The organism is Kineococcus anabasis (assembly GCF_054590795.1).
Genome location: NZ_BAAIHU010000007.1, coordinates 233,366 through 257,156 on the forward strand (window position 1 = coordinate 233,366; position 23,791 = coordinate 257,156).

Sequence of the window (23,791 nt, forward strand, 5' to 3'; positions counted from 1 at the left end):
GCGCGCCACCGGTACCGCGCTCCTCACAGCCTCCGCAGCAGGTCGGTGTAGAAACCCACCGCGCGGTGGTACGTCGACACCCGGATCCGCTCCCCCGGGGCGTGCAGCGTGGCGCGCTCGGCGGCGGTCAGGTCGAACGGCATGAACCGGTAGACGTGCCCGCTGACCGCGGAGAAGTGCCGGCTGTCGCTGGCCTGGAGCATCACGTACGGCACCACCGGGACCCCGGGGTAGGCGGCGGCGATCGCGGCGCCCAGCGTCTCCCACGCCTCCCCGTGCGCGGGCGACAGCGGCGACGGCTCGGAGGCCTGCACCACCTCGACCGAGACACCCGGGTCCCGCACGGCGCGGGTGAGGTGCCGGACGGCCCCGGCGACGCCGGAACCCGGCAGGACCCGCACGTTGACGACGGCCGCGGCCTCCTCGGGCAGCACGTTCGGGGCCGGGGAACCCCGGAGCTGGGTGACGGCCTGCGTCGTCCGGACGAACGCACCGCCGACGTCCCCGCGCCGGCCCAGACCCCACGCGAGGGGGACACCGGTGAGGTGCAGGTGCTCGTACGCCCACCGGTACGGCTGCCGGGAGTGCGGGGCGACGGTGCGCAGCATCTGCCGCAGCGGGGCGCTCATCCGGGCCGGGTGCGGGTGGCGGTCGAGGCGGACGACGGCGCGCGCCAGCCGGGCCGTGGCCGTCGTGCGCGGCGGCATCGCGGCGTGCCCGCCGGGTTCCCGGGCGCGCAGGACGACGGTGGCGCTGCCCTTCTCCGCCACCCCGACGACGGCCATCGGCACCTGCACGCCCGGCAGGACCCCCTCGACGACGGCGCCGCCCTCGTCGAGCACCAGGCGCGGCCGGATCCCCCGCTCCCGCAGGTCCGCCACGACGGCGGGCGCGCCGTTCCCGGCGATCTCCTCGTCGTGGCCCACGTCGAGGTACACGTCGTGCCGGGGCCGGAAACCCTCCGCCGCGAGGCGGTCGGCGGCCTCCAGCAGCGCCCCGAGAACACCTTTCATGTCGATCGCGCCGCGGCCCCAGACCGCCCGCGCCTCCCCCTCGCCCGCCACCTCGCCCGCGAACGGCGGGTGCTCCCAGCCGTCCTCGCCGGCGGGCACCACGTCGTAGTGGGCCATCAGCACGGCCGGGTCGCCCTCCCGGCGTCCCGGCCAGCGGTACAGCGCGGTGCGCCCGGCGAGCAGGCGGCGCTCCAGCACCCCGTGCGCCCGCGGGTACAGGACGGGCAGCGCGGCGAGGAGGGCGTCGAACTGCGCCAGGTCCGTCGCGGCGGGGTCCGCGGTGGAGACGGTCCGGAACCTCAGCAGGGCCCGCAGGCGCCCGACGGCGGCCTCGTCGTCGTCCCCGTCGCCCGTCACCGCCGCACGCTACCGCCGCGGGCCCGCCGTGGTCAGCTCGCCGGCCAGGGACGTCGAGCGCACGCACGCCGCGGCCGTGGCCGCCGCGTCCTCCAGGCACCGCGCCAGGGGCTCCCCCCGCAGGGAGGCGAGGAGGAAACCGGAGAAGAAGGCGTCCCCCGCGCCGTTGGTGTCCACGACCTCCGCGACGGGGTGCGCGGGGACGTGCACCGGCTCCCCGCCGCGCTCCAGCGCCAGGGCCCCGCGCGCGCCCTGCGTGCACACGACGAGGCGCTTGCCCGCGGCGACCTGGGCGCGCAGGAAACCCTCCGGGTCCGGCATCCGCTCGTCGCTGAGGAACACGTGGTCGGCGGCGGCGAGGAACTCCTCGTGGAAGGAGCTGCTGCCGTCGTAGTCGTGCAGGTCGCACCAGACGCCCACGCCCGCCGCGCGCGCGGCCCGCAGCACCCGGCGGCTGTGGTCGGCGAGGTCCACGACCACGGCGTCGGCCGCGGCGAGGGCGTCGGCCTCCGCGGCGCCGAGCCCGGCCGCGGTCCCCGCGCCGGCCTGCTCCCCGGCCTCGGCATCGGCCTGCTCCTCGGCCTCGGGCAGGGTCAGGTACACCGACACGCGGCGGCCGTCGGCGTCCAGGAGGTTCACGTGCCGCTCCGTGCCGTTGACGCTGCGCCGGGCCAGGACCCGGACCCCCGCGCCGCGCAGCTCCCCCAGCACGCGCTCCCCGTCGGGGTCGCGGCCCAGGAGCGTCAGCAGCGTCACGTCCGCACCCAGGCCGCGCAGGTTCAGCGCCTTGCCCGCGGAGGTCCCGCCGAGACCCTCGTGGTGACGGCGGGCGAAGACGGTGTGCGGGCGCGGGTCGGGCAGGCGGTCCAGGTGGACCAGGAGGTTCCACGACACGGGACCGGAGACGAGGACGGTGGGCACCGCAGGATCCTGGCGCCGCCCGGCGGGCCCGGCCAGGTCCGGGCTGGAAACCTTGCGGGACCGCGGGAACGGCCCCGGGCCCCGGAAACCCTCAGGCCACGAGGGACAGCAGGCGGTCGTCCACCCGCCACAGGACCCAGCACACCGCCGCCGGGACGGTGAGCAGCACGGCCACGACACGGGTGCGGTGGTGCGCCGGCAGCACGGCGGCCAGCACCCCCGCGACGAGCACCTCGAACGCGGCGACGGGCAGCCCCGCGGAGCCGGCCGGCCACGGCACGCCGTCCAGGGCCAGCCACAGGCGGCGCACGTGCCCACCGGCCAGCACCCAGCCCGCGGCCAGCGCCAGCGCCAGGCCCGGCAGCACGCCACGGCGGGTGAACGTCCAGCGCAGCACCAGCGCCGCCAGCGGCACCGCGGAGAACGCCACCGCCAGCCACCGCCGCGGGTAGGTGCCCACCGGGTACCCCAGGACGTGCGCCGTCCAGGCGTAGTACCCCAGCACCATCGCGGCGCAGAACACCACGGGCCGCACGACGGCCTGCGCGGTGCCCGGCGCCGAGCGCACCAGCAGCGCCACGGCGAGCAGCCACACGGCGGCCCCGTCCGCGACGGGACCCAGCCACGGCACACCGTCGCCCACCTTCGCCACCGCGCCGCACACCGCCCCGAGGGCACCTGTGGCCAGCGCGGCCGGGGCGGCTCGCCGGAGCGGGACGGCGTGCGACGGCGAGGCGGGGCCCGGGGTGCCGCCGGGCGCGCCCGGCCCGCTCCCACCGGTCCGCACGCGCACCTGCCCGGCCGGTTCCTGGTCCACGCGCGCCAGGATGGCAGCGGGGCCCGCAGCACGGGGCGGAACGCGCAGGTGGACCCGGGCGCGGGTTTCCGCCGAGGATGGGCGCCGGGAGGTGGACGTGGGCGACGTGGTGCGCGGGCTGCTGCGGTTCGGCTGGCTGCTGCTGGTCACCACCGTGCGGGTGGCGCTGCTGCTGCTGCGCGTCTCCGTGCAGCTGGCCGCCGGCCTGGCCGCGGTCCTCACCGGGCAGGACCCGCCCGCGCGCCGGCCCCGCTCCCGCACCCGCCGGCACCTGGCCCGCGGCTACCGCGCGGGCCGCCGCCTCGGCCGCTGACCCGGACCGGCCGCCGACCCCGCCCGGCTGCCGCCCCCGCCCGGCCGCTGCGCCGCCCGTCCGGGTGGTCCTGCGCGCAAACCCTCAAGGGGCGCCACCCACCCGCCGAGGTGCAGGAGGAGGTGCCACGACCCGGGAACCTCGTCCCGGCCGGGAGGCGAGCGACTGGAGCGGCATGAGCGGTGGTGGGACGGCGCGGCCTGCCGCCGGGGCGCAGGACCGTCCCACCGGGGCCGGTGCGAGCGCCGCCGAGCTGCGTCGCGAGCTGCACGCCGAGCGTGCCGCCCGGCGCGAGGCCGAGCTGGGCCGCGAGCTCGCCGAGGCCGCGCTGGAGGCCCTCGACGTCGGCGTCCTCGTCACCGGCCCGGACGGGCGCGTGCGGGCGGCCAACCGCACCGCGCGGCAGTGGAGCGCGACCGCCGCTGCGACCGCCGCCCCGGCCGGGGCAGGCGCCCGCCGGCCCGTGCACCGGGCCCTGCGCGAGCCGCTGCACCGCGTGCTGCACGAGGGACCGGTCAGCGGCGAGGAGGTCGTCCTCTCCACCGCCGAGGGGCCCGCCACCGTGGCCGTCTGCTCCGGGCGGGCGCTCAGCCGTGCGGACGGCACCCCGCTCGGCGCCGTGCTGGCGCTGACCGACGTCACCGTGGACCGGGCGCGGGAGGCGGCGCTGCGCGCGGCGCACGACCAGCTCAGCGAGCGCGGCCACCAGCTCGCCGGCGCCGTCAAGGAGCTCCAGCGGTCCAACACCGACCTGGAACGCTTCGCCGCGCTCGCCAGCCACGACCTCACCTCGCCGCTGCAGAGCGTCGCCGGGTACCTGGACCTGCTCGCGGACGCCGGCGACGACCGGCTCGACGAGCAGGCCCGCGAGTGGCTGGACGCCGCGCTGCGGGGGGTGCGGCGGATGCAGGACCTCACGTCCGCGCTGCTGTCCTACGCGCACGTCGGGGCCGCGCCGACCCGCCGGGAGCTGGTGGAGTTCCGGGAGGTCCTCGACGACGCCGTCCTGGACCTGCACGGCCGGATCCGCGCGGCGGGCGCCCGGGTCGTCAGCGACGGCCTGCCGCGGGTGTACTGCGACCCGGTGCTGCTGCAGCAGCTCCTGCGGCACCTCCTCTCCAGCGCGCTGCGGTACCGCTCCCCGCAGCGGTCCTGCCGCATCCGGGTCAGCGCCGAGCTCAGCGAGGATCGGTGGGTGTTCACCGTCGCGGACAACGGCGACGGCATCCCGCCGGCCGACCGCGACCGGGTCTTCGACGTCTTCGCGAGCCTGGAGGCGGGCGGCACGGCGCGCCCGGGGATCGGGCTGGCGACCTGCCGGCGGATCGTGGAGCGCCACGGCGGCCGGATCTGGGCGGCCGGGGAGCCCGGCGGCGGCACGAGCGTGCACTTCACGCTGCCGCAGCGGCACGCGGGCTGACGACCGCGGCTCCCGCGGGGCGCGCGCCCGCCGCTCAGGCCCGGGGCGCGCGCCCGCCGCTCAGGCCGGGGCCGGCACGACGTGCAGGAGGAGGCGGTCCGCGGCGCCGTCGTCCCCGCCGAGCAGCGAGGCACGCAGCTCCACCGGCACCTCGGGGCCGCCGGAGTGCAGGTAGCGGGCGCGCAGCCGCGGCGCACCCGGGTGCGGCGCGAGGAGCTCCGCCACGCGGGAACGCTCCCCGGGGTGGAGGAGGTCGTGCAGCAGGCGGCCCCGCAGGGCCTCCGGCGCCGAGCCGAGCAGGTCCGCGAAGGCCTGGTTCACGCGCACGACGCGCCCGTCGAGGTCGGCGAGGACCATCCCCTCCAGCCCCTCCTCGAAGAGGAGGCGGAAGCGTTCCTCGCTGGCGGTCAGGGCCCGCCCGGCCTCCACGGCGTCCGTCACGTCGTGGCAGAGCGTCAGCACCTCCGGCCCCCGTCCCCCGTCGCCGCCCGTCCACTGCGAGGTGCACCGGAACCAGCGGTGGCCACCGTCGGCGTGGCGCACCCGGAACGTGGCGGTGCTGGGGACCCCCCGGGCCCGCAGCTGCTCGCCGCCGTGCAGGCGGGTCAGGTCCTCGGCGTGGACGTGGTCCCGGATCGAGGTGCCGACGAGGTCCCCGGGAACCCACCCGAGCAGCGGCGCGCAGGACGCCGAGACGTACCGGATGGTGCGCTCGACGTCGGTGACGAGGACGAGCCGGTCCCCGTCGCCCGGCGGCAGGGCGGGGCCGCCGGAGCCGGGACGGTGCAGCTCCCGCCCGCCGGCCGGTGCGCCCGGCCCCCGCATCCAGCCCTGCGACGGCGGCGCGGGCCGCCCGAACAGCCAGCCCTGCGCCAGGTCGCAGCCGAGCGCGACGAGCTGGCGGGCCTGCTCCTCCGACTCCACGCCCTCGGCGCAGACCCGGTGCCCCAGGCTGTGCGCGGCGTCGACCAGCAGCCGCACGAGGACCGCGTCGCCGGTGCTGCCGGCGACCCGCTCGACGAACGAGCGGTCGATCTTCACGGTGTGCACCGGCAGGACGCGCAGCATCGTGAGGGAGGAGTGGCCGGTGCAGAAGTCGTCGAGCGCCAGCCGCACCCCGAGGTCCCGCAGCTCGCCGAGGCGCCGGGCCGCCTCCTCCAGGTCGGCGATGGCCGCCGTCTCCGTGACCTCCAGGCACAGCCGGTGCGGCTGCAGCCCCGAGCGCTCCAGCGCGGCGGTGACGTCGTGGACGAGGGTGGGCTCGGCGAGCTGCACGGCCGAGACGTTGACGGCGACCGAGGCCCCCGCGGCGGACCCGCGCCAGCCCGCCGCCTCCGCGCACGCCGCGTGCAGCACCCAGCGCCCCAGCTCGTGGACGAGCCCGCTGCGCTCGGCGAGGGGGACGAACTCCGAGGGCGGCACCGGCCCCCGCTCGGGGTCGTCCCAGCGCACGAGGGCCTCCGCGCCGACCACCCGCCCCGAGGGCAGTTCCACGAGGGGCTGGTAGTGCAGCTCCAGGCGCTCCTCGCGCACCGCCGCGCGCAGGCGCCGGGCGGCCCCGCGCTGCGCGCGCAGGGCCCGCAGCGAGGGCACCCCGGGCTCGCCGGAGGCGTCGGAGACGGGGTCGAAGTGCTCCACGCGGCCGGGACCGCGCCCCTTGGCCCGGTACACCGCGAAGTCCGCGCGGGCGAGCAGCTCCTCCAGCGCACCGTCCTCCGGGGGCCCGGGCAGGCCGTCGGTGTGCGCCACGCCGATGCCCGCCCCCATCCCGGGCAGGCGCACGGGTGCCGCGCCGGTCCCGTCGGCGGACAGGGTGAAGGGGGTCGCCACCTCCTCCAGCAGCCGCTGCGCCAGCGCCCGGCTCTCCGCCGTGGTCATCTCCTGGCACACCAGGACCGCGAAGGCGTCACCGCCGAGGCGCACGACGAGGTCGGCGTCGCGGCAGGCCTCGTGCAGCCTGCGGGCGACGTGCCGCAGCACCTCGTCCCCGGCGGCGTGGCCGTGGGTGTCGTTGAGCTCCCGGAACCCGTCGAGGTCGAGGTGCAGGAGCGTGGCGGGCTCCCGGTCCCGCCCGGCCTCGCGCAGCCTGCGCACGAGGTACGAGCGGTTGGGCAGGCCGGTGAGGGGGTCGTGCAGGGCCTGGTGGGCGTGGTGGGCGGCGAGGCGCTCGAAGACGGCCGCGACGGGGACCACGCCGGGGTCCCGGCCGGGGCCGACGACGACCACGTCGTCGTGGACGCCCGCGTCCGCCTGCCCGGCGCGCCGGGGGACGGGGCGGCCGAGGAGCAGCTCGGCGGCGCGGGCGACCGGCACGCGGGCGTCGAGGACGAGGCAGGGCGGGATCTGCAGCTCCCCGATGGTGCGGCGGGCGTGCAGGCCGCGCCCGAACCCGAGCCTGCCGGCCATGGTCAGGGCGAACCAGGTGCGGTCCACGAGGCGGATGCCGTCCGGGCCGTCGACGAGGACGCTGCGCAGGGAGGGGTCGAGGCGGAACATGCCGTCGACGTCGAGCGCGGGGGTGGCGGCGTCGACGACGCAGGCGGGGACGGCGAGCTCACCGACCGTGCCGCCGTCCGGCTCGGGGGCCGGGCGGCCGGGGGCCGCGACGGTGCCCGCCCCGCGGCGTTCGGTGTCCGGGCTCACCGAGCACCACCGGCGACCGGTGGGCGGGCACCCGGTGCAACGATGCACGGACGGGTGCGCGGGTTCCGGGTCGACACGGTCGCTCAGCTGCGCCCAGGACGCCGGGGGGTCCGCCCCGGACGGTGGGTGACCGTTCCCGACGCGGTGCCGGGTGTGGCCCGTCGTCGCGGGAACACGGGGGCGGCGGGGGTGGTGCTCATGGAGTTCCCGTCTGTCGTGGTGACGGGGAGCAGGGTATGCCACCTACCTGCCGACTGGTAGGTAGCTAACTGTCGAAAACCGGGCCCGCGGGAGGCCCGCCCGGCACGAGACCCGCGAGCGCGTCCACCAGCCCTTCGGGCGACACGGACGACGGGTCCGCCAGCCACAGCGTCTCCAGGCCCTCCCGCAGCGCCAGCAGCACCGTGGCGGCGGCCAGCGGGTCGGTCCCGGCCGCGACCGCACCGGCACGGACGGCCTCCTCGACGGCCCGGGCGAGGGCCGCGACGGCCCGCTCGCGACGCCGCACGACCCACTCCCGCGCGGGGTGTGCCTCGTCCCCGCTCACCTCCGCGGCGAGGACGTGGCGGAACTGCACCAGGGAGCGGCCCCGCCCGGAGGGGTCCGGCACCGCCATGGCCAGGCGCAACGGGTCACCCGCCGGTGCCACCGCCTCCGCGTCGGCCTCGGCGTCGGCGTCGGCGTCGATGCGCTCCAGGAGGGCCAGCAGCAGGGCCTCCTTGGTGGGGTGGTGGTGGAGCAGCCCCTGCCGCGTCACCCCCGCCAGGGCGGCGATGTCGTTGATGCTGCCGCAGCGGTACCCGCGGCTCGCGAACACCGTGAGCGCGGCGGCGGTCAGCCGTTCCCGCGTCGCGGCACCGGCCTCCGCGGCGGTGGGGGGCGCACCGGCGGCACGGCCGGGCACGGCTTCGTCGCGCGGGCCGTCGACCACCGGGTCTCCTCTCGTGGAGCGCGCCCGGACCATCGCCGGACACCCGGACATGATCACGTCCAGTAGGTCATCACGACCGTCCGCAACGGTGAACGTTCACCGTTCGGTGCAACGAGGTCATCCCTCCAGCGCACCGACCGGCCAGCGAGTAGTCGTGCGATGGCGGACGGTCGCGGGATCAGGACAGCTCGGCGATGTCCTGCGACCAGTCGAACAGGCCCGCGTCCGCCTCCCCCTCGTCCTCCTGCGTTTCGCGCGGCTCGAACCACACGAGCTTCCCCGGCCCCCCACCGGCCACCGGGTCCACACCCCAGTCGGCCGACACCGCGCCCACCAGCCGCAGGCCGCGCCCCGTCGTCGCCGCCGGGCCCAGGTTGCGCGGCTGCAGGGGGACGGCCGAGGAGTCGGCCACCTCGATGCGCACGCGGCCCGCCGGCGTCCTGCGCACCGCCACCGCGAAGGAGGTCCGGGCGTGCAGCAGCGCGTTCGTCACCAGCTCCGACACACCCAGCTCGGCCGACTCCTCCAGCTCCGGCGCGCCCATCCGCCGCAGCGCCTCGCGCACGTGGCGGCGCGCCGCCGACACCGCCCCCGCCAGCGGCTCCATCGCGAGAGGAGCGGCCACCAGCTCCCCGGCCGGCGCCGTCCCCTCCCCCGGGTGCGGCCCGCCGGAGGGCGGCGCGGGGATCCCGGCGGACGGCGTGGGGGACGGCACCCGGGAGGACTCGGAGCCCTCGCGGCCGCCCGTCCACGGCTGCGGCGGCTCGCCCGCGAGCTGCCGGGTGAACTCGCCGAACACCCACCGGCGGTACGCCACGACGTCCGGCGGCGGCGGCAGGGTCAGCAGGTGCGTCTCGGCGCGGCAGAACTCGTCCGCCTCCTCCAGCACCGCCGACAGGTGCCGCAGGAAACCCCCGGCCTCCCGGGGGAGGGTGTAGGTGAGGTCGCAGGACTCCAGCCCCGCCGCCTCGGCCGCCTCCAGCTCCGCAGCCGGGCGCGCCTGGAACGGCGCGTAGGTCGTGCGCACCTCGTCCGCCAGCTCCAGCAGCCGGCGCGGCAGGGACGCGTCCAGCGCCTGCTGCGCCCCGATCTGGACGAGCGACAGCTCCCGCAGCAGGCCCTCGGTGTGCCGGACGAAGCGCGCGCGCAGCGCCACCGGCAGGCCCAGGAGGCGCACCTCCGCCAGCGCAGCGTCGTCGACCACCTCCCGAGCCTGCCACACACCGGCCCCCGGCAGCGGCCCAGCCGCGACACCGCAGCGGCACCGCAGCGGCACCGCAGCGGCACCGCAGCGCCAGCCGCCACTGGGCCGGAGGGGTGGGCCCGCCCCGTGACCGGTCAAGTGCGCCACGCAACCTCCCGACCCCTCTCCTGTGACCGGGCAGAGGTGGACGGGCGGCGACGCCCGGCAGGCCGCGACGGGTGGGAGCCGGTTCTTCCCGGCCGCCGTCGCGGTCCTCCTCGCGTGGGCGGCCGGGCAGCTGCTGCTGCCCCCGCTCCCGGCCGCGCTGCTCGGCCTGGCCCCCGCCGTGCTGATGGCCCTCGGGCCGCGCGTGCACCGCCCCCGCACGTGGCAGCCGTGGGCGCTGATGGCCACCACCCTCGCCCTGGCGACCACCGGCAACCTCCTGGCGGTGGCCGGCGCCGGGACCGGGGAGCTGGCCCGGGCCTGCACGATCGCCTCCCGCGTCGGCGGGGCCCTCGTGATCGGCTGGGTGCTGCTGGACGTGCTGCGCCGCCCCCGGACCGACCGCGACCGGTCCACCTCGGCGTGGCTGGACAGCGCGATGCTCGCCGCGGTGGTCGCCCTGGTCGTGGTCCAGGCGCTGCTGCCGGGCCTGCGCGGCGGCGCCGTCTCCGCGCAGGACGTCGCCATGGCCGTCTACCTGCTGCTCCTGGGGGTGGTCCTGCGGTTCGTCATCGTCTCCGCCGCCGCCAGCCCCGCCACGGCGATGCTGCAGCTGTGCGGTGTCGTGGCGATCGCCCACTCGCTGCTGGAGGGCGTGCTCGACCGCTGGTCGGGCTCCTCCCAGGACTTCCCCACACCCCTGGGCATGGCGCTCATGGCGCTCATGGCGCTGGCGGCGGCCCACCCGTCCATGGCGACCGCGTTCGAGACCGCCTCCCTCGGGCAGCGCCGGCAGGCCTCCGCGCAGATGCTGGCGCTGCTGCCCCTGGTGGCCCTGCCGCCGGCGCTGTGGCTGCTCGGGGAGACCCGCGCCGTGACGCTGCCGACGTGGGCGTACCTGCTGGCCGGTGGGCTGGTGTCGGCCCTGGGTCTGGTGCGCGGCATCCTCGCCCTGCGCGTCACCGAGCGCCGCGCGGCCCGGGACCCCCTGACGGACCTGCTCAACCGCCGCGGCCTGGCCGAGTCGTTCGCCACCCGCCGGCAGCGCGCCGGCGACGGCCCCGGCTGGGTGCTGTGCGTCCTCGACGTCGACGACTTCAAGCACGTCAACGACACCTACGGCCACGACGACGGCGACGCGTTGGTCCTGGAGGTGTCCCGGCGCCTGGTGCAGGCGGTGGGCCCGGCGGACGCGGTCGGCCGCACCGGCGGCGACGAGTTCGTCCTGCTGTGCGCCACCGGACCCGGCGCGGCCACGCCCGAGGAGGTGCTGCGCGCGGTGTTCGGCGTGCCGTTCACGCTGGCCGGGCGTCCGCTGCACGTCCACGCCTCCATGGGCATCGTGCCGGTGCGGGAGTGCTCGACGCTGCTGCAGCTGCTGGCCGACGCCGACGTGGCGATGTACTCCGTCAAGGCCGCGGGCGGGGACGGCACCGCCGTGTTCACCGACGAGCTGCGCCGGCAGGTCCTCGGCCGGCGCGCCCTCGTGGAGGACCTGCGCGCGGTCCTGGCCGGGGAGGACCCCGAGCGGGTCGGCCGCCTCGGCGTCGTCTACCAGCCGCTGGTGGACATGGGCACGGGCCGGGTCCTCTCGTGCGAGGCCCTGGTGCGCTGGGAGCACCCGCAGCGCGGGCGGGTCATGCCCGACGACTTCCTGTCCGCGGCGGAGGACCACGGCCTGGGGGCCGAGGTGGACCGCGTGGTGCTGCGCACCGCCCTGGCGGAGCTGGGGCGCTGGGACGGGTGGGGCCTGCCGCCGCTGTCGGTGAGCGTGAACCTGGGCCGCTCCAGCACGTGCGACCCGGCGCTGGCGCTGACGGTGCTGGACGCCCTGGCGGAGGCGGAGCTGCCCGCCTCGCGGCTGCACCTGGAGATCACCGAGCACGAGCACCTGCCGGACGACCCGGCGATCGCGGAGGCGTTCCGCTCGCTGGTGGCCGCGGGGGTGGGCCTGTCCCTGGACGACTTCGGGGCGGGGTACGCCTCGCTGGACTACCTGCTGCGGTACCCGGTGAGCACGCTGAAGCTGGACCGCTGCATCACCGCGCCGCTCATCGACGACGCCGAGTCCCCGCTGCTGGAGGGCGTGGTGGGCCTGGCGGCGCGGCTGAACCTCACGGTCCTGGCCGAGGGCGTGGAGACCGCCGAGCAGCGCACCCGCCTCGCGGACCTGGGGATCGGGCACGGGCAGGGCTGGTTCTTCGCCCGGCCGCTGCCCGGGGAGGACTTCGCCCGGCACGTCCTGCGGGAGACCGCGGCACAGCTCGGGCCCGCGCGGGCCTGAGCGTGCGGGGGCGGCGGCCGGCCCCTCAGCGGATCACGTGGTGCCGCGGGCCCGCCGGGTCGAGGCCGTGGCGGGCGGTCCCCGCCCACAGCCGGCGCATCCGCGGCCCGATCCTGTCCAGCGCCGCGGCCGGGTCGTCCCCGAGCATCGGGGTGGAGCGCCACAGCTGCGGGCTGCCGAACAGGAACGGCAGCTCGATGGCGTGGCAGGCACCGAAGCGGCTGCCGGGCGGGGCCCACTCGAAGGCGTACGTCTGCGCCCGCCCGCCCGCGGCGCGGTAGCGCCGCACGAGACGCCGGGTGGGGCCGCTGAAGACGGCGCCGGTGACGGCCCTGCCGAGCCCGCGGCGCAGCAGGTCCCCGCCGGGGAGCCTGCGCAGGGGCCCGCTGATGCGGGTCTCCACGTCCACGAACGGCAGGGCGTCGTCGGCGGTCCAGCCCGCGAGCAGGTCGGTCCCGGCCGCCGCCGCGCGCCGCAGCCGCTGCGGCACGTCGGTCTCGGCGGGCAGGGGCGCCTCGCCGAACGCGGGGCCGAACGCCAGCCCGGCCTGCCGGAACCTCGACGCTGCCCGCAGCGCCGCCTCCTGGGCCCGCAGCAGGTCCGCCACGGGCGCGCGCTGCGGGTCGGGGGGCAGGGCGCGGCGGGCGGCGGCACCCATCGCGGCGGTCATGGGGCTGCGCCCGGTGCGCAGGCCGAGCGGCGCGCTCTGCACGACGGCGTGCCGGAACAGCCCCTCGGCGCCGTCGGCGAGGAGCAGGCAGAACACCGCGTCGCCGCCGGCGGACTCCCCGAAGACGGTGACCTGCCCCGGGTCGCCGCCGAAGCCGGCGATCTCCCGCCGCACCCAGCGCAGCGCCTCCAGCTGGTCGAGCAGGCCCAGGTTCGCCGGCGCCACCCCCTCGATGCCGAGGTAGCCGAGGATGCCGAGCCGGTAGTTCACGGTGACGACGACGACGTCGTTCTCCGCGACCAGCGCCGTCGGGTCGTAGATGCCGTCGCCGTCGCCCACGAGGTAGGCGCCGCCGTGGATCCACACCATCACCGGCCGGGAGCGGCCGTCGTCCGGCGGGCCCGCCGGGGCGGTGACGGTCACCGTCAGGCAGTCCTCGTCGGCGCGGGTCTCCTCGCGCACCGGGCCGAACTGCTCGCTGACCCCGAGGTCCACCTGCGGGCACACCGCGCCGCGCTCGGTGGCGTCGAGCACCCCCTCCCACGGCGGCACCGGCACGGGCGGGGAGAAGCGGCGGGCCGTGGCGTAGCGCAGGCCCCGCGCGCGCAGGACCCCGTCCCGCTCCAGGACGCGCACCCGGCCGGACGGCAGGCCGACGACGCGGGTGCCGGTGAGCTGGAGCTGGTCGTGGTCCGTCACGGGCCCATCCTCACCCGGCGGGCACGCGGCGGCCCGGCCGGGGCGGCGCCCCCCGGCGCTCCGGCCGGCGTCCCCCCGGCGCTGCGGGCGGTGCCCCTCAGCGCTCCGGGGGGTGCCCGCGGCCCGGGGAGGTCAGGCGCCCCCACCAGGCGCGCAGGCGCCGGCGGCGCTCCTCGCGCCGGGCCAGGCGCTCACCCTCGGCGCGGGCGCGTTCGCGCTCCTCCGCGTCGGCCAGCAGCTCCACGTCGGCCACGCCGTCGAGGCGCCGCCGCAGCCCGGCGGCCTCCTCCTCGGTGAGCTCCGCCCGCGCCGCGCGCGCCGCGCCGTGCAGGACCACCAGGGTGCGCCCCGTGCTGCCCACGCGGAGCTCGACGTGAGCGGACCAGGGGGCGTACGCGCGCAGCAGCCGCTCCTGCTCCGGGTCGTCCCGCTCGATGCGGACGGCCCTGCCGGAGTCCGTGTGGTCCCTCTCCTCCTGCAGGCGCCGCAGCCGCTTCTGCGCGTCCGCGACCTCCGGCGGCAGGCCGTCGCGGGAGGGGCTGAACGCGTCGAGCACGACGTGGTCGGCGCAGGCGCCCGGCACGTCGAGGAGCGCGGCGCACAGCAGCTCCGCGGCGGCGGGACCGGGCCCGGTGCGGGTGAGGACGTGGGCGTGGCGGCGCTCGGCCCGCACGACGAGCTCCGCGCGCCCGGCGGCCGGCGCGGTGGCGGACCCCTGCTCGGCGGCAGGCGCCGGGCGGCCGGCGGGCAGGTGCCGGCCGGCGGGCAGGTGCCGGCCGGCGGGCACGCCGCGGCCCGGGAGCCGGTGCTCCTCCAGGATCGTCACGGCCTCGGCGGCGGCGGCCCGCAGGACCTCCACGTCCGCGGGGGAGAATTCGTGCGGGTCGCTCCCGATCACGCACTGCGCCCCGAGGACGTGCCCCTCGGGGCTGGTCAGGGGGTAGCCGGCGTAGCTTGCGACGCCGTCGACGGTGACGAGGGGGTTGTGGCGCTGCACGGGGTCGGCGGCGGCGTCGGGCACGAGGTAGGGCTCGCCGTGGACGACGGTGTTGGCGCAGAAGGACCACTCGACCGGGGTCCCGCGGATCCTCTCCAGCCAGTCGGGCACGCCGCTGGCGCCCGCGAGGACCTGCGCGCTGTCCAGGACGAGGGTGACCAGGCCGACGGGCTGGCCCAGCTCTGCGGCGGTGCGCTCGGCCAGGGCGTCCAGGCGACGGCGCAGGCGGGGGTCGTCCAGGTCGTACGCGGCGAGGGCGGCGAGGCGGTCGTGGGCGGCGAGGACGGCGTCGTCGTCGATCACCGCGCGCCCTCCCGGTGCCGGTGGTGCGCCGTGGCGCCCGTGGCCGGCCCGGCGGTGCGTGGACGGTTCACGTGCTCCTCCTCGGCTCCCCGGCACGGCTCCCCCGGCACGGCTCAGCCGGCCCGGCCGCGGGACGCCCGCTTCACCTCGTACATGGCGTGGTCCGCGGCGCGCAGCAGGGACTCCGCCTCACCGGTGCCCTCGCCGACCGTGGCGACGCCGACGCTGGCCGACACCCCCAGTGTGCGCCCGGCCACGTCGAGCGGCTCCGCGAGGGCGCCGCGGACGCGCTCCACGACCGCCGTCAGGTCGTCCCCGGCGACGCTGCCGGCGGGGCCGGGGTGCAGGCCCTCGCAGACGACGACGAACTCGTCCCCGCCGAGCCGGGCCAGGGTGTCCCCCGCGCGCAGCGTCGCGGACAGCCGCACGGCGACCTCGGCCAGCACCAGGTCGCCCACGGAGTGCCCGTGGGCGTCGTTGATCTCCTTGAAGCCGTCCAGGTCCAGGAACAGCACCGCCAGGGGCGTCCCGGCGCGCTGGGCGGTGGCCACCGCGTGGGTGAGCCGGTCGTACAGCAGGGCCCGGTTGGGCAGTCCGGTGAGGGGGTCGTGCGTCGCGGCGTGCGCGGCCTGCTCCTGTGCGGCCAGCACCGCGTCGCGGTCGTGGGCCATGACCACGTAGCTGCACGCCACGTCGGCCAGGACCCGGGCCGCGGCCAGGTCGGCGGGGTCGAACGGCCCGGGGCCCTCCCGGTACAGCGTCAGCGCGCCCCAGACGTCGTCGCGGGCGGTGAGGGGCACGGAGGCCGCCGCGTGCAGGCCCACCTCGAGGGTGCGCTCGACGAACCGGGGCCAGCGCTCCGTCCGGGTGGCGAGGTCCTCCACCACGACGAGCGAACCGCTGAGGCGGCTCTCCTGGCAGGGACCCTCCTGCAGGTCGGCCTGCGCGCGCTCGGCCCGCTCGACGCGGTCCGGGACGGCGTAGACGTACTCCATGCGGCCGTCCACCCGGTAGGCCACCCCGGCCCCGGCCACGTCGAGGACGCGGCGCGAGGCCTCCGTCAGCTCCCGCAGGATGACGTCGACGTCGAAGGGACCGGTCGCGCGGCGCGCGAAGTCCGCGAACACCCCCAGGAGTGCCGCCTGGTCCGGCATGGCCCGCCACCCGTCGCCCGTGGTGCAGTGCGGTCGTGAGCTGCCGGTGCGGCGACGCCGTCCGCCACCGCGCCGGTTCTCGACGCCGGTCCCCACGGTAGTCCCGTCCCGGCGGCGAACGGCACGGACCGGCACCTCACCTGCACGTGATCACGGTTTGTCCACGCGAACCGGTGCACACGCGCCCCACGCGCTCCTCCCGCCGTCCCCGCGCCCCGCGGCGGGGCCGGCGGGACGCAGGACGGGTCCCGCACGACCCTTGCCCGGCGGCACGGCCGAGCGGACGATGGCCGCGTGCCCGTGACGGCGGAACCGGCCCCGGACCCGGTGGTGGACGCGCTGCGCCTGGCGGCGGTCGCCGAGGCGACGTCGGCCGGTGCGGCGGCGGGCGACGGCCTGGAGCGGCTGGTCCGGCTGGCCGCCCGCGTCCTGGGCGTGCCGGTGGCGATGGTGTCCTTCGTCGCCGGCGACCGGGAGGTCGTGCAGGCGGAGGTCGGCCTGCCGGAGCCTTGGGCGTCGCGGCGCACGACGCCGCTGACGCACTCCCTGTGCGCCCACGTGGTCCGCCTCGGCGGCCCCGTCGTCCTCTACGACGCGCGCGCCGACCCCGGCTACCGCGAGCACGCCGCGGTCGTGGAGATGGGCGCCGGCGCCTACGCCGGTTTCCCCCTGCACCACGCCGGGCACACCCTGGGCGCCTTCTGCGCCGCGGACGTCGTGCCGAGGCGGTGGTCGCCGGAGGACCTGCTGCTGCTGGAGGACCTCGCCGCCGCGGTGTCGGCGGAGCTGGCGCTGCGCATCGCCCTGCGCGCCGTGGAGGCCTCGGAGCGGCGGCTGCAGGGGCTGGTGCGCGAGCTGCACGAGCAGTCGCGCACGGGACTCCCGGCCGGTGTGGCCGACCGTGCCGTCCCGGCCCTGCGGCAGACTGACGTCAGGACCACCGCCGGAGAGGACAGCGCATGAGCGAGCAGGTCGACGACATCCCCGACAACGACCCCGACGCCACCGGCCTCAACACCCACGCCGACGCGCCGAGCACCGAGTCCGTCATCGCCGACAGCGAGACCGGTGACACCGGCACCCACGTCGGCGGGACGGGGCAGGAGCAGACCGGCTCCTGAGCCGCGGCGCGGGCGCACCCGGGGGGACCGCCGGGCGCGCATGGCCGTGCCGTCCCGGGGAACAAGCAGGACGTGACCTCCACCGCTCCCCAGGGGAGCCAGTTCCTCGCGGGCGTCTCCGACGAGACGGCCCCCTCCTCGGGCACCGTCCGCACGATCCTCACGGCCATCGGCCTGCTGCTGGCCACCGCCCTGCTGCTGTACGTGGTGCTGCAGACCCGCCAGGTGCTGACCTGGATGGTGATCGCCGCGTTCTTCGCGGTGGCCCTGTACCCCTTCGTCGGCTGGGTGCAGCGCCGGGTCCTCGGCGGGCGCCGGCGTTCCCTGGCGACGCTGCTGGTCTTCCTCGTCGTCCTCGGCGTCCTGGCGGGCATCGGCACCGTGTTCGCCGTGCCGCTGGCCCAGGAGGGCAGCAGGTTCGCCGGCCAGCTGCCCCAGCTCCTCGACGACGCGCGCGCCGGGCGCGGCCCGGTCGGGGACCTGCTGGAGCGCACCAACGCCCTGGACTACGTCCGCGACAACCAGGACCGTATCCGCGCGTTCGCGACCGGCCTGACGACCCCCGCCGCCGGTGTCCTCTCGGGCGTCGCGACCGGGCTCGCCGGGGCGGTCACGATCTTCCTGCTGGCCTACCTCATGGTGCTGGAGGGTCCCAAGCTCGTCGGCGGGACCCTGGCCCTGTTCCAGCCCGCGCGGGCCGAGCGCATCCGCCGGGTGGGCGCCGACTGCGCGCACTCCGTCACCGGTTACCTCACGGGGAACCTGCTCATCAGCGTCATCTGCGGAACGCTGACCTACGTCGTCCTGAAGGTCATGGGCGTGCCGTTCGCCGGCCTCATCGCGCTGTTCGTGGCGCTCGCCGACCTCGTGCCCCTCGTCGGCGCCCCGATCGGCGCGGTCGTCGGGACCTCGGCGGCCTTCCTCACCTCGACGAACGCCGGCATCGTCGTGCTGGTCTTCTTCGTCGTCTACTCGCAGCTGGAGAACAACCTGCTGCAGCCGATGATCCTCTCCCGCACCGTGGACCTGAACCCGCTCGCCGTGACGGTGGCGATCCTCCTGGCGGTGCAGCTCGCCGGGGTCCTCGGCGCCCTGCTCGCCATCCCGGTCGCGGGGATGATCCAGGTCGTCCTGCGCGACGTGTGGGACCACCGCCGCGGCCGGCCCAAGGCGGAACCCACCGTCGGGGAGGAGCGCGAGCCGGCGCTCGCGGGGTCGGGGACGGTGGACGTCCGCGAGGGTTCCGGCGCGCGCGCGGCGCCCCGGGTCGTGGAGCTGCCGGCGGAGACCGCCGACCGGCGCTGATCCCCGCGCGACGCCGCAGGCCCCGGGCTGCTGCCCGGGGCCTGCGGCGTCCTCCGGCCGGCGCCGGCCGGGTGCTCAGAAGCGGAAGCCGGAGACGAGCTGCTTGAGGTGCGCGGCGACCTGGGAGACCTCGCCGGCCGTGCTGGAGGTGTGCGAGGCGCCCGTGGTGGCCTCCTCGGCGGAGGCCGCGATGCCGGAGACGTTGCGGGAGATCTCCTGGCTGCCGGTGGAGACGTCGGTGACGTTGCGGACCATCTCCGCGGTGGTGGCCGACTGCTCCTCCACCGCCGCGGCGATGGTGGCCTGCAGGCCGTCGATGCGCTCGATGACCTCGCGGATGCCGTCGATGGCGGTGCCGGCGGCGGCGGCGTCGCTCTGGGTGGCGTTGACCCGGGCGACGATCTCCTCGGTGGCGCGGGCGGTCTGCTGCGCCAGCTCCTTCACCTCACCGGCGACGACGGCGAAACCCTTGCCCATCTCCCCGGCACGCGCCGCCTCGATGGTGGCGTTGAGCGCCAGCAGGTTCGTCTGCTCGGCGATGGAGGTGATGAGCTTGACGACGTCGCCGATCTCGCGGCTGGAGCTGGCCAGGCGCTGGATGGTCTCCCCGGCGGTGGCGGCGGACTCCACGGCGGAGGCCGCGGTCTGGCTCGCCTCGGCCGTGGAGGCGGCGATCTCGGAGATCGCCGAGGTCATCTCCTCGCCGGCGGCGGCGACCGTGGAGATGTTGGCGCTGATCTGCTCGGTGGCGGCGGAGACGACCTGCGTCTGGGTCGCGGACTCCTCCGCCCCGGCGGCGAGCTGGGTCGCGACGGCGGTCAGCTCCTCGGAGGAGGACGCCAGCGTCGAAGCGTCACCGGAGATCTCGCGCATGACACCGGCGAGGCGCTCCACGGTGGTGTTCAGCGCCGCGGCCAGGACGCCGACCTCGTCGCGGGAGTCGACGTCGACGCGCTGGTCGAGGCGGCCCTCGGCCAGGGCCTGCACGACGGCCACGACCTTGCCGAGGGGGCCGGCGACGGAGCGGGTGATGAGGACGGTCAGCGCGACGGCGACGGCGATCGCGGCGGCGGCCAGGGCCAGCATCAGCGTCACGGCCGAGCGGTAGTCGGCGGCGCCCTCGGCGGCCATGGCCTTCGCGGCGTCGGACTCCGCGGCCCCGACCGCGTCGAGCCGCTCGACCGCCTCCTTCGCCGGGGGGTTGGCGGTCTCGGTCCGCTGGGCCACGAAGGCGGCGACGTCGTCGGCGACGGCGAGCGGGACGAGCTCGTCGCGGGCGGCGCGCCACGTGGTGATCGTGGCCCAGACGGCATCGCGGTCGGCGGTGGGGGCGCTGGGGTCGGTGGCGAGGTAGGAGGCCCACGCCTCGTCGAGGGCGGCGTCGTTCTCGGCCATGGTGGCCTGCGCCTTCACCTCGTCCTCGTCGGAGCCGCTGAGGGCGAGGTTCGTCAGGTCCAGCCGGCTGGTCTGGAAGGCGGTCTCGACGAGACCCACGCTCTCCACCGAGGCCAGACCGGAGGAGTACATCGAGTCCAGGTCGGCCTGGGCGCTGCCCAGGCGGGTCACGGCGACCGCCACGACCACGAGCAGCAGTGCGCACACCGCCGCGAAGGCCGTGACGAGCTTGGTGGCAACCTTCAGGTTGCGGAAGTGACCCATGGCACGGACATCGGCCCCCGGACCGTGCACCTTGAGCACCGGGCCCGGTCAGCGGGCGGCGGGCAACCGCACCGTGACGCGGAGGCCGCCGCCGGGCCGCGGGGCGAGGGTGAGGGTCCCCCGGTGCGCCTCGGCGATGCTCCGCACGATCGCCAGGCCGAGACCGACACCGCCGTGGTCGCCCCGGACGCGCCCGGGACCGCGCTGGAACGGTTCCGCGAGCACCGGCACCAGCTCCGGGGCCACCTCCCCGCCCGTGTTCTCGACCGTGAGGACCGCGGCCGCGGGGTGGCCGCCGGTGGTGACCCGGACGGTGCCGCCGCCGGGGAGGTTGTGGACGACGGCGTTGTGCACGAGGTTCACGGTCAGCTGCAGCAGCAGCGCCGGCGAGCCGGTCACGGGGGTGATGTCGCCGCCGACCTCGAGGGTGACGTGGCGCTCCTCCGCGAGGGACAGCAGCGTCTCGGCGGCCTCCTCGGCCAGCAGGGACAGGTCGACGTGCTCCCGGGTGAAGTTCCGCCCGTCGGCGCGGCTCAGCAGGAGCAGGGCCTCGGTGAGCTCGATCGCCCGGGTGTTGACGAGGCGGAGGCGCTCGACGAGCTCACCGGTGTCGCGCCCCGGGTCCTCGCGGGCCACGTCGAGGAGCGTCTGCGTGATCGCCAGCGGGGTCCGCAGCTCGTGGGAGGCGTTGGCCGCGAACCTCCGCTGCTGCGCGACGTGCGCCTCGAGGCGCGCGAGCATGGCGTCGAAGGCGTCGGCGAGCTCGCGGAACTCGTCCTGGCGGCCCCCCAGCGCGATCCGGTGGGACAGCGAGCCCTTCGCGGCCGTGCGGGTGGCGTCGGTGATGCGGGCCAGGGGGGCGAGCATCCGGCCGGCGAGGACCCACCCGCCGACGAGGCCGAACACCAGCAGGAACCCCATCGCCGCGGCCGCCCTCGGGGCGAACGCGCGCACGAGGTCCGAGCGGTTGGGGATGAAGATCCCCGGGACGGTCCCGTAGGGGCTGGCGAAGCTGAGGACGGTGTCGGGCACGTAGCGCAGCAGGAACACCCAGACGACCGCGAGCAGCAGGGTTCCGGCGACCACGAGGAAACCGGCGTAGCTGAGGGTGAGCCTCAGGCGGACGCTCGGGCCGGGCGCCCTATGCACGCCCGCCGCCGCCGTCCCCGTCGTCCGGTCCGGTGCCGGTGCCGGTGCCGGTGCCGGTGCCGATGCGGTAGCCGACGCCGGGCACGGTGGCGATGAGCCGGGGTTCGCCCAGCCGCTTGCGCAGGGCCGAGACCGTGATGCGCACGGCGTTGGTGAACGGGTCGGCGTTCTCGTCCCACGCCCGGTGCAGGAGCTCCTCGGCGCTGACGACCCCGCCTCCGGCGGCGACGAGGACCTCGAGCACCGCGAACTGCTTCCTGGTCAGCGCGACGTAGCGGCCGTCGCGGTGGACCTCGCGGCGGAACGGGTCCAGCCGCAGCCCGGCGATCTCCTGGACGGGCGGGCGGTGGTGGGCGCGCCTGCGGTGCAGCGCCCTGATCCTGAGGACGAGCTCCCGCAGCTCGAACGGCTTGGTGAGGTAGTCGTCGGCGCCCAGCTCGAACCCGGACGCCTTGTCGTCGAGCCGGTCGGCGGCGGTGAGCATCAGGATGGGCGTGCCGCTGCCGGAGGCGACGATGCTCGCGGCGATCTCGTCACCGGAGGGGCCGGGGACGTCGCGGTCCAGGACGGCGACGTCGTAGGCGTTGACGTCCAGCAGCTCCAGGGCGGTGTCGCCGTCGCCGGCGACGTCGGCCGCGATCGCCTCCAGCCGCAGCCCGTCCCGGACGGCCTCCGCCATGAGGGGCTCGTCCTCGACGACCAGCACGCGCACGCCGGTCATGCTACGCACGGCGCATATCGCCGCCGTATCGGAAACTCCATACGCTCCGGCCACACGGCACCGCCTCCACTGGCACCATGGCGCGAACCGCAGCAGCAGCACCGGCGAGCAGCAGGACGCTCGCGCTCACCGTCCTCTGCCTGGCCGTCGTCGCCGGAGCGGTGACGGCGACCGTCGGCACCGGAGCGGTGACCACGACCGTCGGCACCGGAGCGGTGACCACGACCGCCTCCGGCCGGCCGGCGGCCTCACCGGCGCACCTGGCCGGCCGGCCCCCCCTCGCCGGGGACGGGCGTGCCACCCGGGACGACGGCGTGGTCGACGAGGACGACGGCGTCCTGCCCGACGGCGTGACCGCGACCGACGAGGAGTTCCCCGGTGTCGCCGCGCTCGACCCCGCGCTGCTCCGGGCCCTGCGCGAGGCGTCGGCGGACGCCTCGGGCGACGGCGTCCGGCTGGTCGTCAACAGCGGCTGGCGCTCCGCCCGGTACCAGGACCGCCTCCGCGCGGAGGCGGTGTCCCGGTACGGATCGCAGGAGGAGGCCGCCCGGTGGGTCGCCACCGCGGAGACGTCGGCGCACGTGTCCGGGGACGCCGTCGACGTCGGGCCCACCGGTGCCGCGCGGTGGCTGGCGGAGCACGGGGCCCGGTACGGGCTGTGCCGGACCTACGAGAACGAGCCCTGGCACTTCGAGCTGCGTCCCGGGGCGGTCGGGGGAGGCTGCCCTCCCGCGTACGCCGACCCCTCGCAGGACCCGCGCATGCGGCGCTGAGCCCGGCGGCCCACCCCGGCCGCGTTCGACGGATCAGCTCGGACTGATGTCACACTGCGGTCGTGACACCGGTGCGCCTCGATCTCGGCCCTCCCCCCGCCTCCGTCCCGGACACCGGGGAACTGCTGCACGTGGTGGCCGATCCCGTGCGCTGGCGGATCCTCGGCCTGCTCGCCGGTGAGCAGCTCTGCACCACACACCTGCAGGACCTCCTCGGCGCGAAGCAGACGCTGGTCTCGCACCACCTGAAGGTGCTGCGGGACGCGGGCCTGGTGGACACCGAGCCGTGCGGGCGGTTCACCTACTACCGCCTGCGGCCCGGCGCCCTCGACGGGCTGGCCGCGGCGACCGCGCGCCTGGCCGGGGCCAGCCACGGCGACGTGGACCGGAGGGCGTGCTGATGGCCGCACCGCGGCCCACCGCCACCCGGCGGGTCCCCGGCACCGCGGCGCGTCCGCCGCTGGCCCGCCGCCTGCTCGCCGAGGCCGTCGGCACGGCGCTGCTCGTCGCGGTCGTCGTCGGCTCCGGGATCGCCGCCCAGACCCTCTCCCCGGACGACGTGGGGTTGCAGCTGCTGGAGAACGCCCTCGCCACGGTGTTCGGCCTGGGCGTCCTGATCCTGCTGTTCGGGCCGGTGTCCGGGGCGCACCTCAACCCCGTGGTCTCCGCCGCCGACTGGTTCCTCGGCCGGCGCGCGGGAACCGGCCTGCCGGGACGCGACGTGGCCGCCTACACGGTCGCGCAGGTCGCCGGGGCCGTCGCCGGTTCCTGGCTGGCCAACGCCATGTTCGACCTGGCGGTGTGGCAGGTCTCGGCGGAGGAGCGCATCACCACCGGGCACCTGATCGGCGAGGTCGTCGCCACCGCCGGGCTCGTCGCGGTCGTCTTCGCGCTCGCCCGCTCCGGGCGTGCGGCGCTGTCGGCCGCGGCCGTGGCCTCCTACATCGGCGCGGCGTACTGGTTCACCAGCTCCACGTCCTTCGCCAACCCCGCCGTCACGATCGGGCGGGTCTTCTCCGACACCTTCGCCGGCATCGCCCCGGGCTCCGCGCCCGGCTACGTCGCCGCCCAGCTCCTCGGCGCGGGTGTCGGCGTGGCACTCGTGCTGGCCCTCTACCCCGACGCCCCGGACAGCGCGGGGGACGCCGTCGTGCCTGCCGACGTACCTCCCGACCGCGCCTGAGCGCGCAGCA

21 protein-coding genes are annotated in these 23,791 nt (G+C 77.1%); 9 read left to right on the forward strand and 12 right to left on the reverse strand.

Features of this window, described 5'->3' with window-relative positions:
• Nucleotides 1-23: 23 nt before the first annotated feature.
• The 3 genes from ACYQBY_RS11880 to ACYQBY_RS11890 form a co-directional block, all read right to left on the reverse strand.
• Complete coding sequence (locus tag ACYQBY_RS11880) at nt 24-1,370, reverse strand: M20/M25/M40 family metallo-hydrolase (protein WP_459644059.1); 1,347 nt, start codon at nt 1,368-1,370, stop codon at nt 24-26.
• A gap of 9 nt (nt 1,371-1,379) precedes the next feature.
• Complete coding sequence (locus ACYQBY_RS11885) at nt 1,380-2,291, reverse strand: carbohydrate kinase family protein (protein ID WP_459644060.1); 912 nt, start codon at nt 2,289-2,291, stop codon at nt 1,380-1,382.
• A 91-nt stretch (nt 2,292-2,382) separates the two neighbouring features.
• On the reverse strand, nt 2,383-3,108 hold the full coding sequence (locus ACYQBY_RS11890) for a hypothetical protein (RefSeq protein WP_459644061.1): 726 nt from the start codon (nt 3,106-3,108) through the stop codon (nt 2,383-2,385).
• Nucleotides 3,109-3,199: 91 nt separating this feature from the next.
• Here ACYQBY_RS11890 and ACYQBY_RS11895 point away from each other — a divergent pair, with 91 nt between their 5' ends.
• Entirely contained in the window at nt 3,200-3,421 is a 222-nt protein-coding gene (locus tag ACYQBY_RS11895; protein ID WP_459644062.1) for a hypothetical protein, read from the forward strand.
• Between the two features lie 175 nt (nt 3,422-3,596).
• On the forward strand, nt 3,597-4,841 hold the full coding sequence (locus ACYQBY_RS11900; protein ID WP_459644063.1) for a sensor histidine kinase: 1,245 nt from the start codon (nt 3,597-3,599) through the stop codon (nt 4,839-4,841).
• A gap of 60 nt (nt 4,842-4,901) precedes the next feature.
• Here the strand turns inward: ACYQBY_RS11900 and ACYQBY_RS11905 are convergent, their stop codons facing one another.
• From ACYQBY_RS11905 to ACYQBY_RS11915, 3 genes are all read right to left on the reverse strand, one after another.
• A complete protein-coding gene (locus tag ACYQBY_RS11905; protein ID WP_459644064.1) occupies nt 4,902-7,484 on the reverse strand; it encodes an EAL domain-containing protein in 2,583 nt (860 codons plus the stop codon).
• A gap of 265 nt (nt 7,485-7,749) precedes the next feature.
• A complete protein-coding gene (locus ACYQBY_RS11910) occupies nt 7,750-8,415 on the reverse strand; it encodes a TetR/AcrR family transcriptional regulator (protein ID WP_459644065.1) in 666 nt (221 codons plus the stop codon).
• Nucleotides 8,416-8,593: 178 nt separating this feature from the next.
• Nucleotides 8,594-9,619 carry an ATP-binding protein gene (locus tag ACYQBY_RS11915; RefSeq protein WP_459644066.1) on the reverse strand — a complete coding sequence of 342 codons (1,026 nt, stop codon included), beginning with the start codon at nt 9,617-9,619 and terminating at the stop codon, nt 8,594-8,596.
• Nucleotides 9,620-9,788: 169 nt separating this feature from the next.
• Here ACYQBY_RS11915 and ACYQBY_RS11920 point away from each other — a divergent pair, with 169 nt between their 5' ends.
• Nucleotides 9,789-12,047 carry a putative bifunctional diguanylate cyclase/phosphodiesterase gene (locus ACYQBY_RS11920; RefSeq protein WP_459644067.1) on the forward strand — a complete coding sequence of 753 codons (2,259 nt, stop codon included), beginning with the start codon at nt 9,789-9,791 and terminating at the stop codon, nt 12,045-12,047.
• A gap of 25 nt (nt 12,048-12,072) precedes the next feature.
• Here ACYQBY_RS11920 and ACYQBY_RS11925 read toward each other — a convergent pair whose 3' ends face one another.
• The 3 genes from ACYQBY_RS11925 to ACYQBY_RS11935 all read right to left on the reverse strand — a co-directional run bounded on the left by ACYQBY_RS11925 (nt 12,073) and on the right by ACYQBY_RS11935 (nt 15,870).
• Nucleotides 12,073-13,416, reverse strand: a complete 1,344-nt coding sequence (locus tag ACYQBY_RS11925; protein ID WP_459644068.1) for a carboxylesterase family protein — start codon at nt 13,414-13,416, stop codon at nt 12,073-12,075.
• Between the two features lie 97 nt (nt 13,417-13,513).
• Complete coding sequence (locus tag ACYQBY_RS11930; protein WP_459644069.1) at nt 13,514-14,716, reverse strand: GAF domain-containing protein; 1,203 nt, start codon at nt 14,714-14,716, stop codon at nt 13,514-13,516.
• A gap of 113 nt (nt 14,717-14,829) precedes the next feature.
• The gene (locus ACYQBY_RS11935; protein ID WP_459644070.1) at nt 14,830-15,870 is read right to left on the reverse strand and encodes a diguanylate cyclase domain-containing protein; all 1,041 of its coding nucleotides are present in this window, start codon (nt 15,868-15,870) and stop codon (nt 14,830-14,832) included.
• A gap of 294 nt (nt 15,871-16,164) precedes the next feature.
• On the opposite strand from ACYQBY_RS11935, the gene ACYQBY_RS11940 reads away from it, so the two are divergent.
• The 3 genes from ACYQBY_RS11940 (at nt 16,165) to ACYQBY_RS11950 (ending at nt 18,296) form a co-directional block, all read left to right on the forward strand.
• Nucleotides 16,165-16,833, forward strand: a complete 669-nt coding sequence (locus ACYQBY_RS11940) for a GAF domain-containing protein (protein WP_459644071.1) — start codon at nt 16,165-16,167, stop codon at nt 16,831-16,833.
• Nucleotides 16,830-16,991 carry a hypothetical protein gene (locus tag ACYQBY_RS11945; protein ID WP_459644072.1) on the forward strand — a complete coding sequence of 54 codons (162 nt, stop codon included), beginning with the start codon at nt 16,830-16,832 and terminating at the stop codon, nt 16,989-16,991. The genes ACYQBY_RS11940 and ACYQBY_RS11945 overlap by 4 nt, the downstream gene beginning before the upstream one ends.
• Before the next feature lie 72 nt (nt 16,992-17,063).
• Nucleotides 17,064-18,296, forward strand: a complete 1,233-nt coding sequence (locus ACYQBY_RS11950; RefSeq protein WP_459644073.1) for an AI-2E family transporter — start codon at nt 17,064-17,066, stop codon at nt 18,294-18,296.
• Nucleotides 18,297-18,371: 75 nt separating this feature from the next.
• Here the strand turns inward: ACYQBY_RS11950 and ACYQBY_RS11955 are convergent, their stop codons facing one another.
• Genes ACYQBY_RS11955 through ACYQBY_RS11965 form a run of 3 tightly spaced genes read right to left on the reverse strand, consistent with a single transcriptional unit; the run spans nt 18,372 to nt 21,816 of the window.
• Nucleotides 18,372-19,955 (reverse strand): methyl-accepting chemotaxis protein, encoded by a 1,584-nt coding sequence (locus ACYQBY_RS11955; protein WP_459644074.1) that lies wholly within the window; start codon nt 19,953-19,955, stop codon nt 18,372-18,374.
• Nucleotides 19,956-20,003: 48 nt separating this feature from the next.
• Nucleotides 20,004-21,104 (reverse strand): sensor histidine kinase, encoded by a 1,101-nt coding sequence (locus ACYQBY_RS11960; RefSeq protein WP_459644075.1) that lies wholly within the window; start codon nt 21,102-21,104, stop codon nt 20,004-20,006.
• Nucleotides 21,097-21,816, reverse strand: coding sequence for a response regulator transcription factor (locus ACYQBY_RS11965; protein WP_459644076.1), 720 nt, complete (start codon nt 21,814-21,816; stop codon nt 21,097-21,099). The genes ACYQBY_RS11960 and ACYQBY_RS11965 overlap by 8 nt, the downstream gene beginning before the upstream one ends.
• 86 nt (nt 21,817-21,902) lie before the next feature.
• On the opposite strand from ACYQBY_RS11965, the gene ACYQBY_RS11970 reads away from it, so the two are divergent.
• From ACYQBY_RS11970 to ACYQBY_RS11980, 3 genes are all read left to right on the forward strand, one after another.
• Nucleotides 21,903-22,598, forward strand: coding sequence for a M15 family metallopeptidase (locus ACYQBY_RS11970; RefSeq protein WP_459644077.1), 696 nt, complete (start codon nt 21,903-21,905; stop codon nt 22,596-22,598).
• 71 nt (nt 22,599-22,669) lie between these two features.
• A complete protein-coding gene (locus ACYQBY_RS11975; RefSeq protein WP_459644391.1) occupies nt 22,670-22,999 on the forward strand; it encodes an ArsR/SmtB family transcription factor in 330 nt (109 codons plus the stop codon).
• Nucleotides 22,999-23,781: an aquaporin gene (locus ACYQBY_RS11980; protein WP_459644078.1), complete on the forward strand. Its 783-nt coding sequence runs from the start codon at nt 22,999-23,001 to the stop codon at nt 23,779-23,781. The genes ACYQBY_RS11975 and ACYQBY_RS11980 overlap by 1 nt, the downstream gene beginning before the upstream one ends.
• Nucleotides 23,782-23,791: the final 10 nt, after the last annotated feature.

Excerpts from the sequence above, each read along its gene's own strand:
- ACYQBY_RS11945 (WP_459644072.1), top strand. The coding sequence starts at position 16,830 with ATGAGCGAGCAGGTCGACGACATCCCCGACAACGACCCCGACGCCACC.
- ACYQBY_RS11970 (WP_459644077.1), top strand. The coding sequence starts at position 21,903 with ATGGCGCGAACCGCAGCAGCAGCACCGGCGAGCAGCAGGACGCTCGCG.
- ACYQBY_RS11980 (WP_459644078.1), top strand. The coding sequence starts at position 22,999 with ATGGCCGCACCGCGGCCCACCGCCACCCGGCGGGTCCCCGGCACCGCG.
- ACYQBY_RS11955 (WP_459644074.1), bottom strand. The coding sequence starts at position 19,955 with ATGGGTCACTTCCGCAACCTGAAGGTTGCCACCAAGCTCGTCACGGCC.
- ACYQBY_RS11900 (WP_459644063.1), top strand. The coding sequence starts at position 3,597 with ATGAGCGGTGGTGGGACGGCGCGGCCTGCCGCCGGGGCGCAGGACCGT.
- ACYQBY_RS11935 (WP_459644070.1), bottom strand. The coding sequence starts at position 15,870 with ATGCCGGACCAGGCGGCACTCCTGGGGGTGTTCGCGGACTTCGCGCGC.